Raw genomic sequence first — 16,186 nt, forward strand, 5'->3', positions numbered from 1 at the left:
ACATTTTTATTGAACAAGTTTTAATTTAAAAGTAGCAACCGCTCCGCTTTTATCTTTACGATTTTCCAATGTTACACTCCCTCCAAGCGCAGTTGCTGCTTTGTTTGCTAAAAACAATCCCAACCCCATTCCTTCCTGTTCTCCACTTCTTTTAAAAGGTGCGAAAACATCAAAGTCTGTGGCAATTCCACCCCCTTCATCTAGCACTTCTATTTTTAAGATTCCATTTTCTACATAGCTTTTTAAGCATACCGCCTTATCTTTTGGAGTAAATTTAAACGCATTTTGCAAGAAATTTTGAACAATTTGTCTTAGTAATACTAGCTTAATTGGAATCTCTAAACCCTGTGTTTGAAGAATACAATCAAATTTCCTATCTTTGTGTAACAATGCAAAATCCCTTACAATACTCTCTAGCACACTTTGAACATCAATCCTTTTTGCATTCTCCATTGGCAAAGCGTGCATCAAATCAAAAAGCACTTTAATACTAGCTTGTGCTTCATCGACACTTTTTATATTTTCCCTCAATGCATCAACATACATCTCATTCTTACGCTGTTTTAAGAGCGTAACCTCACATTTTGCCTTAATGACTGCTAAGGGAGTTTTTAGCTCGTGTGCGATTCCACTATAAAGCTGTTTTTGAGCTGTATAATATGTTTCTATACGCTCTAAAAATGCTATGAGTGCTTGTGTTATGGGAGTCTTTGGAATTGTAATAGGATTTAAATGCTTCACTTTTAATGCGTTTAAAGCAGTAATTACCCCCTTAAATTGCTCTTTTAGATTCCTTTTATTTTGCCACATCAACACTGCAATCATCATCCAAACAATAACATTCAAAAACACCAAAGCCAAACCCAATAAATTTAAAAGCCTAACTTCTTGTGTAATATCTTGCGCAATTTGTAGCGTTTTATCTTGGAAGGGTATTTGCAAAACATATTCCAAGCTCCCTGCATTAATGTGTTTTTTAAAAGCAATGCTTGGTGTTTTAAAATCCAAAATTGCAACTCCTTCTAAAAGCGTATCATCAAAATATTGATGGGCAATTTTTTGGAGTTTGGATTCTATATTATCATAAGTTGTGGTGTGAGCATAAACATAAAAAAGTATAGAAAGCACCGCCAAAAAGGCGATAAAAGCACATATAAAAACTTTTTGCAATAAACTAAGCACCTTTTGGATAGCAGAATCTATATCCCCTGCGTCTTACTGTCTCAATGGTTGCAATATTAAGTGGCTTATCCATTTTTTGACGGATTTGATTGATTGCTACTTCAATAACATTTGGCGTTACAAGCTCTGGCTCCTCCCAAATTGCATCTAGTAATTGCTCTTTTGAAACAATTTGATCTCTATGGCGTGCAAGATGCGTTAGCACTTCAAAAGGCTTGCCCTTAAGCTCAATTTCTTGTCCTTTGTAAGTAATTTTTTCCTCATCAGGATTAATCACTAAATCTTCAATTTCAATAAGATTTGTCCCACCAAAACGCAAGCGCGCTTCAATTCTAGCAACCAAAACACTAAAATCAAAGGGTTTTGCTAAGAAATCATCAGCCCCCGCCTTTAAAGCTTCTACTTCACTTTGCGCATCATCCTTTGCAGAAATAATAACAACTGCTGTGCGCGGTGATTTATTTTTGACTTGATTAATAATCTCTAAACCATTTCCATCCGGCAACATCCAATCCACAAGCACCAAATCATAATTACGAATGCTAATATAATATGCACCATCTTTTAAATTTTCTGCGACATCAGTTTGATAATTAAACTCATTTAAGCCCTCAGTAATCGTCTTATTAAGGCTAACTTCATCTTCAATAATCAAGATTCTCATCCCTTATATCCTTAGTGATAGAATTAAAAAATTTCAGAATTGTATCATAACTTTAGCTATTTTTAAACAAAGTTTTATGAAAAATTAAAAAAATAATAAGGATTTTTTAATATTAAAGGAATGATTTTGGATTCCGCATTTTAAATGAAATTTATCAATGCACGGAATCCAAACTTTAAAAGATTAAATTCTACGCTGCTTTAAAACATCAGCTATCAAAAAGGAAAGTTCAATCGCTTGGCTTGCATTCAATCTAGGATCGCATTGTGTGTTGTAGTTACAGCCCAAATTTTCTTCTGTAATTGCTTGCATTCCCCCAACACATTCTGTTACATCTTCCCCTGTCATCTCTAAATGCACGCCACCAGCATAAGTCCCCACACTCCTATGAATCTCAAAAAACGCTTTCACTTCACTCAAAATACTATCAAAAGAACGGGTTTTATAACCACTGCTTGCCTTTGTTGTATTGCCGTGCATTGGATCAATACTCCACACAATCTCTTTGCCCTCACTCTTAATGGATTTTAAGAGTTTTGGAAGTTTTTGAAGAATTGCATCTGCACCCATACGCACAATCAAATTCAAACGCCCTGCTTCATTATTTGGATTTAAAATCTCACAAATCCCTAAAATATCATCTTTTGTAGCATTTGGTCCAATTTTTACGCCCACAGGATTTTCAACACCGCGCAAAAATTCTAAATGTGCGCCATCTAAATTGCGCGTGCGCTCGCCAATCCAAAGCATATGCGCAGAACAATCATACCAATCACCCGTTAAATGATCTTTGCGCGTTAATGCTTCTTCATAATTTAAAAGCAATGCTTCGTGGGAAGTGAAAAACTCTGTTTCGTGTAGCGTTGGTGTGTTTTTTGCAGTGATTCCACACGCCTCCATAAATGCTAAAGTCTGCGTGATTTTATCTGCCATTTCACAAAATCTTTCACTTTGCACACTATTTACAAAATCAAGATTCCACCTTTGCACTTGATTTAAATCTGCTAAACCACCTTGTGCAAATGCACGGATTAAATTTAATGTAGCAGCAGATTGATGATAAGCTTGTAAAATTCTCTTAGGATCAGCCTCTCTAGCCTCAGCACTAAACTCCATTCCATTAATAATATCCCCACGATAGCTTGGCAATGTGATTCCATCAATGGTTTCTGTGTCATTACTTCTAGGTTTTGCAAATTGCCCCGCTAAGCGTCCAACTTTCACAACTGGACAGGCTCCTGCATAAGTTAAAACTACTGCCATTTGCAAAATCACTTTAAATAAATCCCGAATCCTTACTGCATTAAAATGCACAAAACTCTCTGCACAATCCCCACCCTGTAATAAAAAAGCTTCGCCCTTTGAAACCTTTGCCAAGTGCGCCTTGAGCGATCTTGCTTCTCCTGCAAAAACCAAAGGGGGATATTGACTAAGTTCATTTTGGATGCGATTTAATGCTTCTAAGTCTTTATAAATAGGTTGCTGTAACGCAATTTTATCACGCCAGCTTTTAAGATTCCAATTTGTTGCTTGCATAAAATATCCTAATAATTATTTTTACTATAAACTCTATATTATTTGATAGATTAAAGTGGATATTCTACCGCACAAAAAATAAAATCATTCTTTTACTGCACCTTGCTTTTATTTGCCTAAATACACTTGGCGTGGGCGTGTAATTCTTGCGTGTGGATTTTTAATATGCTCCATAACTTGCGCACACCAACCCGGCATTCTACCAATCACAAAAATAGGCGTAAATAGAGTTACAGGAATCCTAAGGGCAGTTAAAATAATTCCACTATAAAAATCCACATTAGGATAAAGATTTCTTTCTTTAAAATAATCATCATTGAGTGCGACTTCTTCAAGCTTTTCAGCAATCTCACTTAAGCGTGCATTCATTTTAATGCCTTTTTTGTTTAACTCATCTTTTAATGCTTTAATTGCTTTTGCACGCGGATCATAACTTTTATACACGCGATGCCCAAAGCCCATTAGCCTAAAGGGATCATTTTTATCTTTTGCACGCTCTATAAACTTATCGACATTATTCACATCACCAATTTCTGCAAGCTGCACCAAAACTTTCTCATTAGCTCCCCCGTGTGCTGGTCCCCAAAGCGCATTAATGCCCGCAGAAATCGCTGCATAGGGATGCACACCTGTGGAAGCAACATTGCGCACCGTTGTTGTAGAAGCATTTTGTCCGTGGTCTGCGTGCAGAGTAAAAATTTTATCTAATGCTTCCACTTCCAAAGGCGTAATTTCTTCTTCCCCTTTAAGCGTATATTTTAACTTCCCATCTGGATACGCACGCAACATATAAAGAAAATTCTCCACATAATCCCTACTAATATCTGGATAAACAAAGGGAATACCAATGGAATTGCGATAAGAAAATGCTACCAAAGTTGTGATTTTTGCAATGATTCTACGCGCCATTGTTTGGTAATCCTTTTCTTCTTCCATTGCATTATGATCAAAATAAAATGTAGAAAGTGCCGCTACTGCTGAACTTAAATTTGCCATAGGATGCCCGCCATCTGGAAATGCACTAAAGATATTTATCAGCCCTTCGTGCAAAAATCCACGATGACGCAATTCTAAGTCAAACTCTTTAGATTCCTTTTCATCTTTTGGTGCTTCACCTGTGATTAATAGCTTTGCAACATCTGTAAAGCGATATTTTTCCACAATCTCTTCAATTGGCAAACCCTTATAGAGCAAATGTCCATTTTTACCATCAACAAAGCTAATTGTGGATTGACAACCTGCTGTTGAACCATAACCTGGATCATAGGAAAAAATATTTGTGCGCTCAAATAATTTACTAAAATCAACCGCCTTAGGACCCCTTGTGCAGTCAATCAAATCAAAATCAAACTTTTCGCCTGTTTCATTATTAATCAGTGTAATCGTTCCCATACTTAATTCCTTAAATAAATTTGAATTTTTCCCTATTCTAACGCACTTTTTTCAAATAAGTCAAAAAAATGTTTAAATCTTTCCCAAAAATTTACCAATTTTTGATAATTTTACACATCCTTAATGGTAGATAATATCAATATCACTACTTGGATTAAATTCAAAAATCTCCGTATCCATTTTACCATCCACCACAATATTAGAAAAAAGAATTTCCACTTTATTAGCAAAACCATCGCTAAAATGCACCTCTTTTAAGATTCCATTCTCTAGCAATAATGTGTATTTTTGCTGCAAAATCTCTGCTTCATAATGGTTATCTTTTACCTTTTTTGCATTCTTTAGCAGGCTTAGTAAATCCATATTTTCTTGCAATTGCGTAAAAATTGCCTGCTTTAACTTCGGTTCAAAAATAATCATTGTTGCATTATGGATATAAATCTCTTTAGGGATTGGCACTTCATACTTCCAAAGCACACTAGTTGGTGCTAGAGCCTTAAGTGTTCCTGTGTATTTTAAAACACTTCCCTGCCCCTCAAAGGAATGCACCCTTTGTTCAAAATTTGCACTAAAACTTTGGATTACCTGTAAATCCTTTGCCTCTGCTAGCGCATTTAAAACACAAATAACGATTCCAACTTTTAAAAAATTTTTTATAAAAACTCTTAAACTTCTCATCGCAAAGACTCTAATGTTTAGAATCTTTATGCAAGAAATATAGCCCAACAGCAAGCGATAAAATAGAAATTGCAAAGAAAAGCATATCCTGCGAAGTTTTCAATCCCATATTTAGAACTTTTGAGAAAAACGCCACAATAAGAGCCATAACAATCACTTTAGCCAACTTATCTTTAAGCTGATCTAAAGTATGGATTTCTAAGACTTTAGATTGACTTTCATCTTTAATTTCAATTTTAGCAATAAATAATTCATACAAACCAAAGGCAAAAATTAAAAGCACCACAGCAATCAAATACAAGTCAATTGCCATAATAATAGAATTTAACAAAATTGTATGGATGTCCGCTTCATCGGCTAATGCACCCATATAATACAAATAAGTTTCTTTTGCTACCTTTATAATATCCACACTTGCTACAATAAACAGCAAAATTGATCCAATCAGCGATAAAACCACTGCCAAAAGGATAAACAACCGCGCATTCCACATTAATTTTTCAAACAATACTCTCAAAGATAAAATCCTTCTTTCAAAATAAATGGCAATTATAGCAAAAACTTGCGCATTGCTTTACCCTTAAACATTGAGCATTAATTTTTATATTATGCAACTTTAAGCATAATTTTTTAGATTCCATTTTAGAATTTATCTCCAACACACAAAATAAGGAAAGAATGATGCGTTATCTGTATCTACTGCTTACAATGGTTTTCTTTTATGCTTGTTCCTCTACGGATTACACAAACCGCTCACAACTAATGCTTTTAAACGCAGAGGAGGAAATAACACTTGGTGAGCAAAGTGCTAAAGAAATCCTAAAGAGTGCAAAGATTAGCAAAAATGCCACGCAAACAAAAAAAGTAGAGCGCGTAGGAAGTAAAATTGCAAGCGTTGCAAATCGTCCAGATTTCAAATGGGAATTTTATTTATTAGAAGACGCACAAACGAATGCTTTTTGTTTGCCCGGCGGAAAGGTATTTGTCTATACAGGATTGCTTGAGTTAGTTAGCAATGATGATGAACTTGCTGTTATTCTCTCTCACGAAATTGCACACACTATTTTAAGGCACGGCGCAGAGAGAATGAGTATGCAAAATATCCGTCAAATTGGTGGTAGCCTTTTAGGACTTATTGTGCAATCACAAGCTCCAGAATACACTTCACTTTTTAATCAAGCCTATAACATAGGTAGCAATGTTGGCATAATGCTCCCATTTAGTCGCTCTCACGAATTAGAAGCAGATAAAGTTGGAATCACTTTGATGCAAAAAGCAGGCTATAACACAAAAGCAGCAATTACCTTTTGGCAAAAAATGGCGGCAAAAGGCAAAGGCGGTTCAGACTTCCTATCCACACACCCAAGCGATACCAAACGCATACAAGCCATTGAAGAGATTTTAAACCACAAATAAGTATTATTGGAATCCTAAAACACAATAGTTTTATTATTATAGATAAAAATCTTCTCTTCTAAGGCTAGGTTTAACGCCTTAGCAAGCACGATTTTTTCCACATCGCGCCCACTTTTTTGCATAGCTTTCCAGCCCATTGCGTGATTTACCTTTATAATATCTTGGTAAATAATAGGTCCTTCATCTAAGGCATTATTCACAAAATGTGCCGTTGCACCAATCATCTTAACACCCCGTTCATACGCTTGCTTATAAGGATTTGCACCAATAAAAGCCGGCAAAAAGCTATGATGGATATTAATCATTCTCCCTTCAAACTCCCCTACAAACTCAGGGCTTAAAATCCGCATATATTTAGCAAGCACAATGTAATCGCAAGGATATTTTCTAAGCTCTTGTAACACCTTTGCTTCGTGTTCTTTGCGACTTAAATTCTCACTCAAAACACAAATAAAAGGCAAACCAAATTTCTGACACAAAGACTTTAAGGAATCGTAATTTGAAACCACCGCCAAAATATCCGCATTTAACTCCCCACTATCATAGCGGATAAGTAAATCCCCTAAGCAATGGCTTTCCTTAGTGCATAAAATCACAATCTTTCTGCGCTTTACTACAAATATCTCTACTTTAGCTTCACTAGAGAGCAACTTCAAAATCTCACTCTTAAGCGCATTTATATCACAATTCCCTAGCATTTCTGAACGCATAAAAAAGAGATTATTCTCCACATCTACAAACTCATCGTTTCTTAAAATATTCAAATTAAAATCAAAAATCACGCGAGTAATTTCTGCAATTAAGCCTTTCTTATCTAGGCTTTGGATTTTTAAAATCATTTTCATTATATGTTTCTACTGCACTTTACTAAATTGCTCTAAGCCTTTAAGGATTCCGTTTTGGATTCCATTAGAGATTTGCTCACCAAAGATTTTTTCTAAATACACTTCTAATTTATCTTTCTCTTTCTCTAACCATTTTGGCTCTAAAATATTTGCCTTTTGAAAGAGCAACATTTGCGCTTCATAAATACTTCCTACCTTATCCACAAGCCCAAGCTCTAGCGCATTTTTCGCACTTAGGATTCTACCTTGCGCAAAATTTGGCTCCTCTGCAATATCAAGCTTCCTTGCGTTTGCCACTTCCTCTACAAACGCCCAATATTGCTCTTTAACCAAATCCTTTAGCATTCCTTCTTCTTCCTTATTCCAAGCACGCATAAATGTTCCCGCTTCTTTATAGACTCCCGCTTTAATGGTTTGTGTAGTGATTCCTAGCTTTTTAGCAAGCTCACTTATATCCACTCCATTAACAATCACTCCAATAGAACCTAACATTGCCCCACGATTTGCAACAATAGAATCCGCCCACATGCCTGCTAGATAACTCCCACTTGCCATTGCTCCTTGCGCATAAGCCACCACGGGTATTTTAGAATTCACGCGCTTAATGGCTTCAGAAATCTCAACACTAGGTGCAAGCGCACCACCGGGGGAGTCAATCACAAGTAAAATTCCTTTTAAATGTGGATTTTTCTCTAGCAATTCTAACTCTCCTAAAAAAGCATCACTTTGAAAAATCGCCCCATACAAATTAATCCTTGCAACATTTGCGTCATCTACCTTTGCTTCTCTCTCAGGCATAAAAATTAGCACCACAACAAGCAAGAAAATCAACGCCTTTAAATGCTTCCCTATAAATTCCAAAGGTTTAATAAAAAAATCCAAAAATCGCATAAATGCCCCATAAATTTTAATCAACTAAAAATTATAGCACACTCAAAAACATTAAAGTCTATTTTTGTTAAGATTCCGCCTTATATTTTGTTTTTAAGGTATGGATTCTATGCAAAAGATTCGTAACTTCTCCATCATTGCTCACATTGACCACGGAAAATCTACGCTTGCTGATTGCTTAATCCAAGCTTGTGGAGCAATTAGCGCAAGGGAGATGAGCGCGCAAGTTATGGACACAATGGAGATTGAAAAAGAGCGTGGAATCACTATTAAAGCACAAAGTGTGCGTTTAAACTACAACTATAAAGGCGAAAACTACATTTTAAACCTTATTGATACCCCCGGGCATGTGGATTTTAGCTATGAAGTCTCTCGCTCTCTTGCAAGTTGTGAAGGCGCATTACTTGTTGTAGATGCAAGTCAAGGTGTAGAAGCCCAAACCATCGCAAATGTGTATATCGCCTTAGAAAATAACCTTGAAATCATCCCTGTGCTAAATAAGATTGATTTACCCGCAGCAAATCCACAGCGTGTCAAAGATGAGATAGAGCAAACCATAGGGCTTGATTGCGCAAATGCACTAGAAGTGAGTGCTAAGGCAAATATCGGCATTAAAGAATTGCTAGATAGCATTGTTGAAAAAATCCCTGCTCCAAGTGGCGATGCTAATGCTCCAACAAAAGCCTTGATTTATGATTCTTGGTTTGACAACTACTTAGGCGCATTAGCCCTTGTGCGTGTGATAGATGGGAATATCTCTTTAGGGCAGAATCTTTACATTATGGGAAGTGGTAAAAACCACGAAGTTTTAGGGCTAATGTATCCCCACCCCCTGCGCCAAGAAAAGACAAAAAACATTAAAAGCGGTGAAATTGGAATCGTAATTTTAGGGCTAAAAAATGTTACAGATATTGCCGTTGGCGATACAATGACAGATTTTAAGAATAAGACAAAAGAACCCATTGCCGGCTTTGAGCCTGCTAAACCCTTTGTGTTTGCGGGGATTTATCCCATTGACACAGATAAATTTGAAGATTTACGCGATGCGCTTGATAAGCTTAAGCTTAATGACTCTAGCTTAACCTATGAGCCTGAAACTTCTGTGGCATTAGGTTTTGGATTCCGCATAGGCTTTTTAGGGCTTTTACATATGGAAGTGATTAAAGAACGCTTAGAGCGTGAGTTTGGATTAGATTTAATTGCCACAGCACCCACGGTTGTGTATGAAGTAAGACAAACAGATGGCAAGATTCTCTACATTCAAAACCCAAGCGAACTCCCACCAGAGCAGAAAATTGCACAGATTAAAGAGCCTTATGTGCGTGCAACCATTATCGTTCCTAGCGAGTTTTTAGGCAATATGATAACCCTGCTTAACAAAAGGCGTGGAATCCAAAAGAAAATGGAATATCTCCAAGAAACGCGTGTGCTTTTAGAATATGCGATTCCAACAAATGAAATTGTTATGGACTTTTATGACAAGCTAAAATCCTGCACCAAAGGCTATGCAAGCTTTGATTATGAGCCGCTAGACTATCAAGAAGGCGATTTAGTCAAGCTTGATATTCGTGTGGCTAATGAAATTGTAGATGCGCTAAGCATTATCGTGCCCAAGTCTAAGGCGTATGAGCGCGGAAAAGAGCTTGTAGAAGCAATGAAAGCAATCATCCCAAGACAGCTTTTTGAAGTGGCAATCCAAGCAAGTATCGGCAATAAAATCATTGCTAGAGAAACAATCAAATCAATGGGCAAAAATGTAACCGCAAAATGCTATGGTGGCGACATTACAAGAAAAAGAAAATTATTAGAAAAGCAAAAAGAAGGCAAAAAGAGAATGAAAGCCATTGGCAAAGTTACCCTGCCGCAAGAAGCCTTTCTAGCTGTGCTAAAGATTGATTAACCTCCGCTTTTGCAAGGATATTTTAGCATTATTCATTAATGTTTAAAGTCTTAGCCTCCTTTAAGATTAGTTTTCTTATGTAGGTGCTTGATTCAGTGTTAAATTCTAGCTCCATCAATTTTTTTAGCGTTTCATACTCTTTTTGATTGAGCCTGCAAACGACCATATGTTCCCTTCTTAATTCTTTATCAATTGTTTTTCTACCTAATGATTTTTTCTCTGCTTTGCTATATGTTTTTTGAGAGCTTGTTTCAGACTTTAAGGCTTCATCAATTGTAAAAGGCTTTTTTTCCATTATGCTTTTTCCTTTCTAATAAATTGTAAAAGTCTTTGGTATTCATTAAAGAAATTTGTATAGCTTAATCTTGAGAGATTATTTTCATTATAGAGTTCAGTAAAAGAAGCCCCACTGCTCATAGAATTTTCAATAATTTTTGAAAATTTAAAAAAGAAAAGATTTAAGTCTGTGAAATTACTTTCAAGAGTTTCACAAATTTGATTTTTTTCTTTACAAACTCTACCATCATTACCTATTTCATTTAAAGTTTCTAGCGTTCTAAGCAATGAATTATAATTGCTTGTGCAAGGAATAATAATAATATCGCCCTCTTCCACAATGCTTAATACACCTTTTTCTACAAAACCGCCAAAATCATAAACGCAATTGTCTATTTTTTTTGGTGTTGGTAGAATTTTTGCTTTTTTAGGATAAATTTTTTCAATAATAGAATTATCATTGCTCTGCAAAAAATATCCCAAATCTTTACCTTTTTTATTTATGATAGATATAATCATCATTTAGCCTTTAAACTTAAATGTATAACATTATATTCTATTATTTATTAATAGAGTATAAAATATACTTATAATTAGTTAAAGCTATATTAGCTATACTTATGCTTTGCATAAACACGGCTAAATACATAGAACAAGATTCTATAAATTTGCAAACAGGAGAAGTTATGAAAAATGCATTATTGCAAGATTTAGAAAATCGCTTTGAAACCTTAAAGTATGTTAGAAATTTAGCACAAAGTTATGATGAAAAATTGTTTTGTTATCTTTTAGAACAAAGCACATACAAAAATGAATTTAAAAATAGATTTTTTATTATGCGCAATAACGCTTATATTTTTAAGCTTAATGACTTTTTAACCTTCTTAGATCTTAGAAGTTTAAGCGGTAGCTTCACAAGCTATACAAATAAAATAGGACTAGCATTTAAAACAAAAAGATTCCTAAAAGCACATAATGAAGTTGTGCTAAATTTTGCGTTTAAAGATGGAGTGATAAAAGGCGGACAAAGTAAAGATGAAGACAAAAAGAATGAAATATTTTTCAATGAGATTCTAGCAAAAGATGAAATAGATGTGCTATTTGCTAGAAAGGCTTTGCAAAACTTTGAACTTGTGGGGCATTCAGTATTGAGCGATAAATCGCATAAAGCTTTGGCGGAAGCGGCGGCACTTACGCAAAGTAAGCTTCTTGCTTCCGCTTCGCAAAGCCACAATTTCTCATCTCAAGGCTTAGAATGCCAAGATTCTAGTATAGATTGCTACGAAAAATCTAACGATTTTTCTCGCAATGACAATGAAGCAAAATCTCAAAATGACAAGCACAAAACAAATCCCCCTTCTCCGTCATTGCAAGGGAGCGAAGCAATCCATAATCAAAAAGCGAATTCTAAGAATCAAAAAGCAGAAAATAGCACACAGCTTAAAGATAGCTTAAAAGCAGGGGCTAATCTCTTAATCAAAGGCAATAATCTTTTAGCTTTACATTCTTTAAAAAAGAAGTTTGCAAATCAAGTCAAGCTAATCTATATTGATCCGCCTTATAACACAGGCAATGATAGCTTTAATTATAATGATAACTTCAATCACTCCACTTGGCTAACCTTTATGAAAAATCGCCTTGAAGTAGCTAAAGAGTTTTTAAGAGATGATGGCGTGATATTTATACAATGTGATGACAACGAACAAGCTTATTTAAAAGTGCTTTGTGATGAGATTTTTGGGAGGGAGAATTTTGTAGCTACAATTTGTTGGCGTAAAAAAACAGGCGGCGGACAAGATTCTATATATTTTGCTAAAGAACACGAATATATCCTATGTTATCAAAAACAAAAATGGCAGATTATAGATAGCACACAAGAACAAAATGAAAAAGATTTTAGCAAAATTATCAATGGCAAAAAAGCAAGGATTTCTAAACTTGAGAAATGGGGTATTGGGGCTTTAAAGACAGATGCACCTAGTCTTTATTATGCGATTAAAGACCCAAATGGAAACGATTTTTATCCTGTTGCACCAAATGGAGCAGATGGGCGTTGGCGAAAAAAACCTGAAAATTTAGATAAAGAACATATTTTTTGGCAAGAAGATTCTAAAGGAAGATTAACGCCTTATGAAGTGATATATTTTGACGAAGTAAAACATATTGATAAAATATTGAAAACTCGCACTATGTGGCTAGAAAATGGCAATACAACACAAGCCACAAATGAAATAAAAGCCCTTTTTGAAAATGGCAATACAACGCTTTTTGCCACGCCTAAGCCCGAAGCCCTAATTAAACGCATTATAGAAATATCAACACAAGAAAACGACTTAGTAATGGACTTCTTTGCAGGAAGTGGCACCACTTTAGCTGTAGCTCATAAAACGAAACGCAAGTGGATAGGTATAGAACAAATGGAGTATATAGAATCTATTACAAAAGAGCGGCTTAAAAAAGTAACAGAAGGTGAGCAAGGTGGTATCAGCAAAGCAGTAAATTGGCAAGGAGGTGGGAGCTTTATCTATGCAGAGTTAATGCCTTTAAATGCGACATATAAAGAAAAAATACAAAATATAAATGATGCAAAAATGCTAGATTCTATTTATAAAGATTTAGAATCTAAAGCCTTTTTAGATTATCGTATAGATTTAGATAGTCTTTTAAAAAATAAAGAGTTTAAAGACTTAGATTTACAAGACAAAAAAGAAGCCTTGCTAAGCATTTTAGATTCCAATATGGACTATGTGTTATATGGAGATATACAAGATGAGGATTATGCAATCTCTAGCGAAGTTATAGAACTTAATAAAATATTTTATGGTGATAGCGATGAGTAAAAAACTATATGAAACCTTACTAGAAGAGTTTGGAAAAAGAGGATTAGAAGAGATAGAGATACCTTTTTATATCAAAGAAAATTTATCCAAAGAGCTAAGAATCTACCAAGAAAAAGCACTGAAATATTATTATGCTAATGGAGATTCTATAAAACAAAATCATTTAATGTTTAATATGGCAACAGGTAGTGGCAAAACGCTCATAATGGCTGCTTTAATGCTTGAATGTTATAAGAATGGATATAGGGATTTTATTTTCTTTGTCAATTCTAATTCTATACTAGAAAAAACTAAGGCGAATTTTGCTGATAAATCTTCAAGTAAATATCTTTTTAAAGAAAATATTAATATAGATTCTAAAAATGTAGAAATTAATATTATTAATAATCTAAGTGAGAGTAAAGAGGAATGCATCAATATACATTTTACAACGATACAAGCTTTATACTCTTTGTTTAAAACAGAAAAGGAAAATTCTTTAAGTTTTAGTGATTTAGTGGATAAAAAGATTGTGTTATTAGCCGATGAAGCACACCATTTAAATAGCAATACCAAAAGTAAAAGTGAAAAAGAAAATAAAGAGGGGTGGGAGAAAAATATACATAAGGCTTATGCAAGCAATAAAGAAAATTTATTATTTGAATTTAGTGCTACAATACCACAAGAGGCTAATGTTTTAGAAAAATATACAGATAAAATCATTTATGAATATGCTTTAAAAGAGTTTTGCAAAGATGGCTATTCTAAACGGATATTTCTAACAAAATATAGCAATGAAACCTTAGAGTATAGAATCTTAGGCAGTATGCTAGCAAGCCTTTATAGAGAGCTACTCGCACAAAAGCATAATATACGATTAAAACCTGTAATAATGTATAAGAGTGAATCTATAAATGAATCAAAACAAAATCAAAAGCTTTTTATAGATTTTTTAGAAAATTTAGAAGATTCTCAAATAAGTAGATTCTATGAAAATATTGATAAACAAAGTGAGCTTTTACATAAAAGCTTAGAATTTTTTAAAAAAGAATATGGCTTATCGTATGCAAATAACATTATTCACTTTTTAAAGAATAACTTTAAATCATTGTATATATTAAACACAAATAATGAAAAAGAGCTTGAAAAAAATCAAGTATTATTAAATACCTTAGAAGATATAAGCAATGAAATAAGAGTGATTTTTTCAGTAGATAAACTCAATGAAGGTTGGGATGTGCTAAACCTTTTTGATATAGTAAGACTTGGAGGCAATAAAGCTAGTAAGGCTATTACAACTAAGGAAGTGCAGCTTATAGGAAGAGGTGCTAGATATTATCCTTTTAAAACACCTTCATTGGAATTTAATGATAATTCCAATGATGATTTTATGTCTATAAGAAAATATGATAATGACTTAGACAATGAGCTAAATGCATTGGAGAGACTAAGCTACCATACTATTAATGATGTCGCATTTATTAAAAATCTTAATGAAAGTATGAATAAGCAGGGCTTGTTATTTGAAGAAGAAAAAATGCGTGTGGATTTAATTGTCAATGAAAAGATAAAGCCTATTATTGATAATAACGAAATTTATTATGCTAATAATAAAAGGACTAGAAGAATAGATTTAACACATTTTTCTATGACAAGAACTGAAATAGAGCAGAAAATAAAAGGACTACAAATTCCACTTTTTTCAAACTCTATAAAAGAGAGTGAAGAAAAATTTGAAAAAATGAAAGAAGAATATGATTTGCAAAACTCTTCAACACTTGAATCCCTTATAGAGACTAAATATTTTTTAAAAGCAATGAATATGTTAGGACTTAGTTTTAAAGAAATTAATAAGAATCTTGACTTCACAAGCAAAAGGGATTTTATAGAAAATTATTTAAAAAAAATATATGTATGCTTTTCAAAAAAACAAACATTTAATATGGAAAATAATATTGAAATAGCAAAGTATGTTTTGAAAAATTTTAAATCCTTAAAGCAAAGTATCAAGCAGGAATATGAAGTAAGGGATTTTGAGGCTCATAAATTTAATATAGGCGATAGAATAATCTTTAAAAACAATGATGATAAATTTGAAGATTCTAAATTTACTTGGTTATACCATAAGGCTTTTTGCTATGATAGTAAGCTAGAAATAGAGTTTTTGGAATTTATACAGAGCAAAAAAGATGATATTGATGCGATATTTTCTCAATGGTTTATTGTGCGAAATGAAGGATTTAAAGAATTTAAAATTTATGATAATCGCAAAGATGAAGTAACTTATGGAATGGGCTTTGAGCCTGATTTTATTTTCTTTGGCAAAAGATTGGATGAAAAGAATGATAAGTTTTTAAGTATTCAATGTTTTATAGAAATAAAGGGAGAGCATTTAGTGCATAAGGATAGCTGGAAAGAGAAGTTTTTAGAAATCTTAAAGGGTGAAAAAATTAATGCAGAGATAAATAAAACATTGACATTAGAATCTTTACCATTTTTCATAGATAAAGATATAAGCAAAAATCAAACATTTATTGATGAATTTGACGAGTTTTTAAATAAACAGAAATAAAAATATTAAGCCCTA

At 33.9% G+C, this 16,186-nt stretch carries 14 protein-coding genes; 4 read left to right on the forward strand and 10 right to left on the reverse strand.

Annotated elements, in window-relative coordinates:
• Positions 1-6 precede the first annotated feature (6 nt).
• From MRZ19_RS00785 to MRZ19_RS00810, 6 genes are all read right to left on the reverse strand, one after another.
• On the reverse strand, positions 7-1,170 hold the full coding sequence (locus MRZ19_RS00785) for a HAMP domain-containing sensor histidine kinase (protein ID WP_291029368.1): 1,164 nt from the start codon (positions 1,168-1,170) through the stop codon (positions 7-9).
• A gap of 4 nt (positions 1,171-1,174) precedes the next feature.
• Positions 1,175-1,846, reverse strand: coding sequence for a homeostatic response regulator transcription factor HsrA (gene hsrA / locus MRZ19_RS00790; protein WP_291029370.1), 672 nt, complete (start codon positions 1,844-1,846; stop codon positions 1,175-1,177).
• 183 nt (positions 1,847-2,029) lie between these two features.
• On the reverse strand, positions 2,030-3,382 hold the full coding sequence (locus MRZ19_RS00795; RefSeq protein WP_291029372.1) for a class II 3-deoxy-7-phosphoheptulonate synthase: 1,353 nt from the start codon (positions 3,380-3,382) through the stop codon (positions 2,030-2,032).
• Between the two features lie 108 nt (positions 3,383-3,490).
• Entirely contained in the window at positions 3,491-4,774 is a 1,284-nt protein-coding gene (locus MRZ19_RS00800; protein ID WP_291029374.1) for a citrate synthase, read from the reverse strand.
• 120 nt (positions 4,775-4,894) lie between these two features.
• The gene (lolA, locus tag MRZ19_RS00805) at positions 4,895-5,452 is read right to left on the reverse strand and encodes a LolA-like outer membrane lipoprotein chaperone (RefSeq protein WP_291029376.1); all 558 of its coding nucleotides are present in this window, start codon (positions 5,450-5,452) and stop codon (positions 4,895-4,897) included.
• Between the two features lie 10 nt (positions 5,453-5,462).
• Entirely contained in the window at positions 5,463-5,945 is a 483-nt protein-coding gene (locus tag MRZ19_RS00810; protein WP_291029523.1) for a YqhA family protein, read from the reverse strand.
• 185 nt (positions 5,946-6,130) lie between these two features.
• Between MRZ19_RS00810 and MRZ19_RS00815 the strand changes: the two genes are divergently transcribed.
• Positions 6,131-6,868, forward strand: coding sequence for a M48 family metallopeptidase (locus tag MRZ19_RS00815; protein WP_291029378.1), 738 nt, complete (start codon positions 6,131-6,133; stop codon positions 6,866-6,868).
• 14 nt (positions 6,869-6,882) lie between these two features.
• On the opposite strand, the gene purU is transcribed toward MRZ19_RS00815, so the two are convergent.
• Both purU and sppA read right to left on the reverse strand, forming a co-directional pair.
• Positions 6,883-7,713, reverse strand: coding sequence for a formyltetrahydrofolate deformylase (purU, locus tag MRZ19_RS00820; RefSeq protein ID WP_291029380.1), 831 nt, complete (start codon positions 7,711-7,713; stop codon positions 6,883-6,885).
• Positions 7,714-7,722: 9 nt separating this feature from the next.
• Positions 7,723-8,604 (reverse strand): signal peptide peptidase SppA, encoded by an 882-nt coding sequence (gene sppA / locus MRZ19_RS00825; protein WP_291029382.1) that lies wholly within the window; start codon positions 8,602-8,604, stop codon positions 7,723-7,725.
• 109 nt (positions 8,605-8,713) lie between these two features.
• Here sppA and lepA point away from each other — a divergent pair, with 109 nt between their 5' ends.
• Positions 8,714-10,504 carry a translation elongation factor 4 gene (gene lepA, locus MRZ19_RS00830; protein WP_291029384.1) on the forward strand — a complete coding sequence of 597 codons (1,791 nt, stop codon included), beginning with the start codon at positions 8,714-8,716 and terminating at the stop codon, positions 10,502-10,504.
• A 28-nt stretch (positions 10,505-10,532) separates the two neighbouring features.
• Here lepA and MRZ19_RS00835 read toward each other — a convergent pair whose 3' ends face one another.
• Together MRZ19_RS00835 and MRZ19_RS00840 are read right to left on the reverse strand one after the other, a co-directional pair.
• The gene (locus MRZ19_RS00835) at positions 10,533-10,799 is read right to left on the reverse strand and encodes a hypothetical protein (protein ID WP_291029386.1); all 267 of its coding nucleotides are present in this window, start codon (positions 10,797-10,799) and stop codon (positions 10,533-10,535) included.
• A complete protein-coding gene (locus tag MRZ19_RS00840; RefSeq protein WP_291029526.1) occupies positions 10,799-11,299 on the reverse strand; it encodes a hypothetical protein in 501 nt (166 codons plus the stop codon). Before MRZ19_RS00840 ends, MRZ19_RS00835 begins: the two co-directional genes overlap by 1 nt.
• A gap of 167 nt (positions 11,300-11,466) precedes the next feature.
• Here MRZ19_RS00840 and MRZ19_RS00845 point away from each other — a divergent pair, with 167 nt between their 5' ends.
• Positions 11,467-13,620 (forward strand): site-specific DNA-methyltransferase, encoded by a 2,154-nt coding sequence (locus tag MRZ19_RS00845; RefSeq protein ID WP_291029388.1) that lies wholly within the window; start codon positions 11,467-11,469, stop codon positions 13,618-13,620.
• Positions 13,613-16,171, forward strand: a complete 2,559-nt coding sequence (locus MRZ19_RS00850) for a DEAD/DEAH box helicase family protein (RefSeq protein ID WP_291029391.1) — start codon at positions 13,613-13,615, stop codon at positions 16,169-16,171. Before MRZ19_RS00845 ends, MRZ19_RS00850 begins: the two co-directional genes overlap by 8 nt.
• Positions 16,172-16,186 lie beyond the last annotated feature (15 nt).

The sequence above is a fragment of the Helicobacter sp. genome, from assembly GCF_022770205.1.
GTDB lineage: Bacteria > Campylobacterota > Campylobacteria > Campylobacterales > Helicobacteraceae > Helicobacter_D.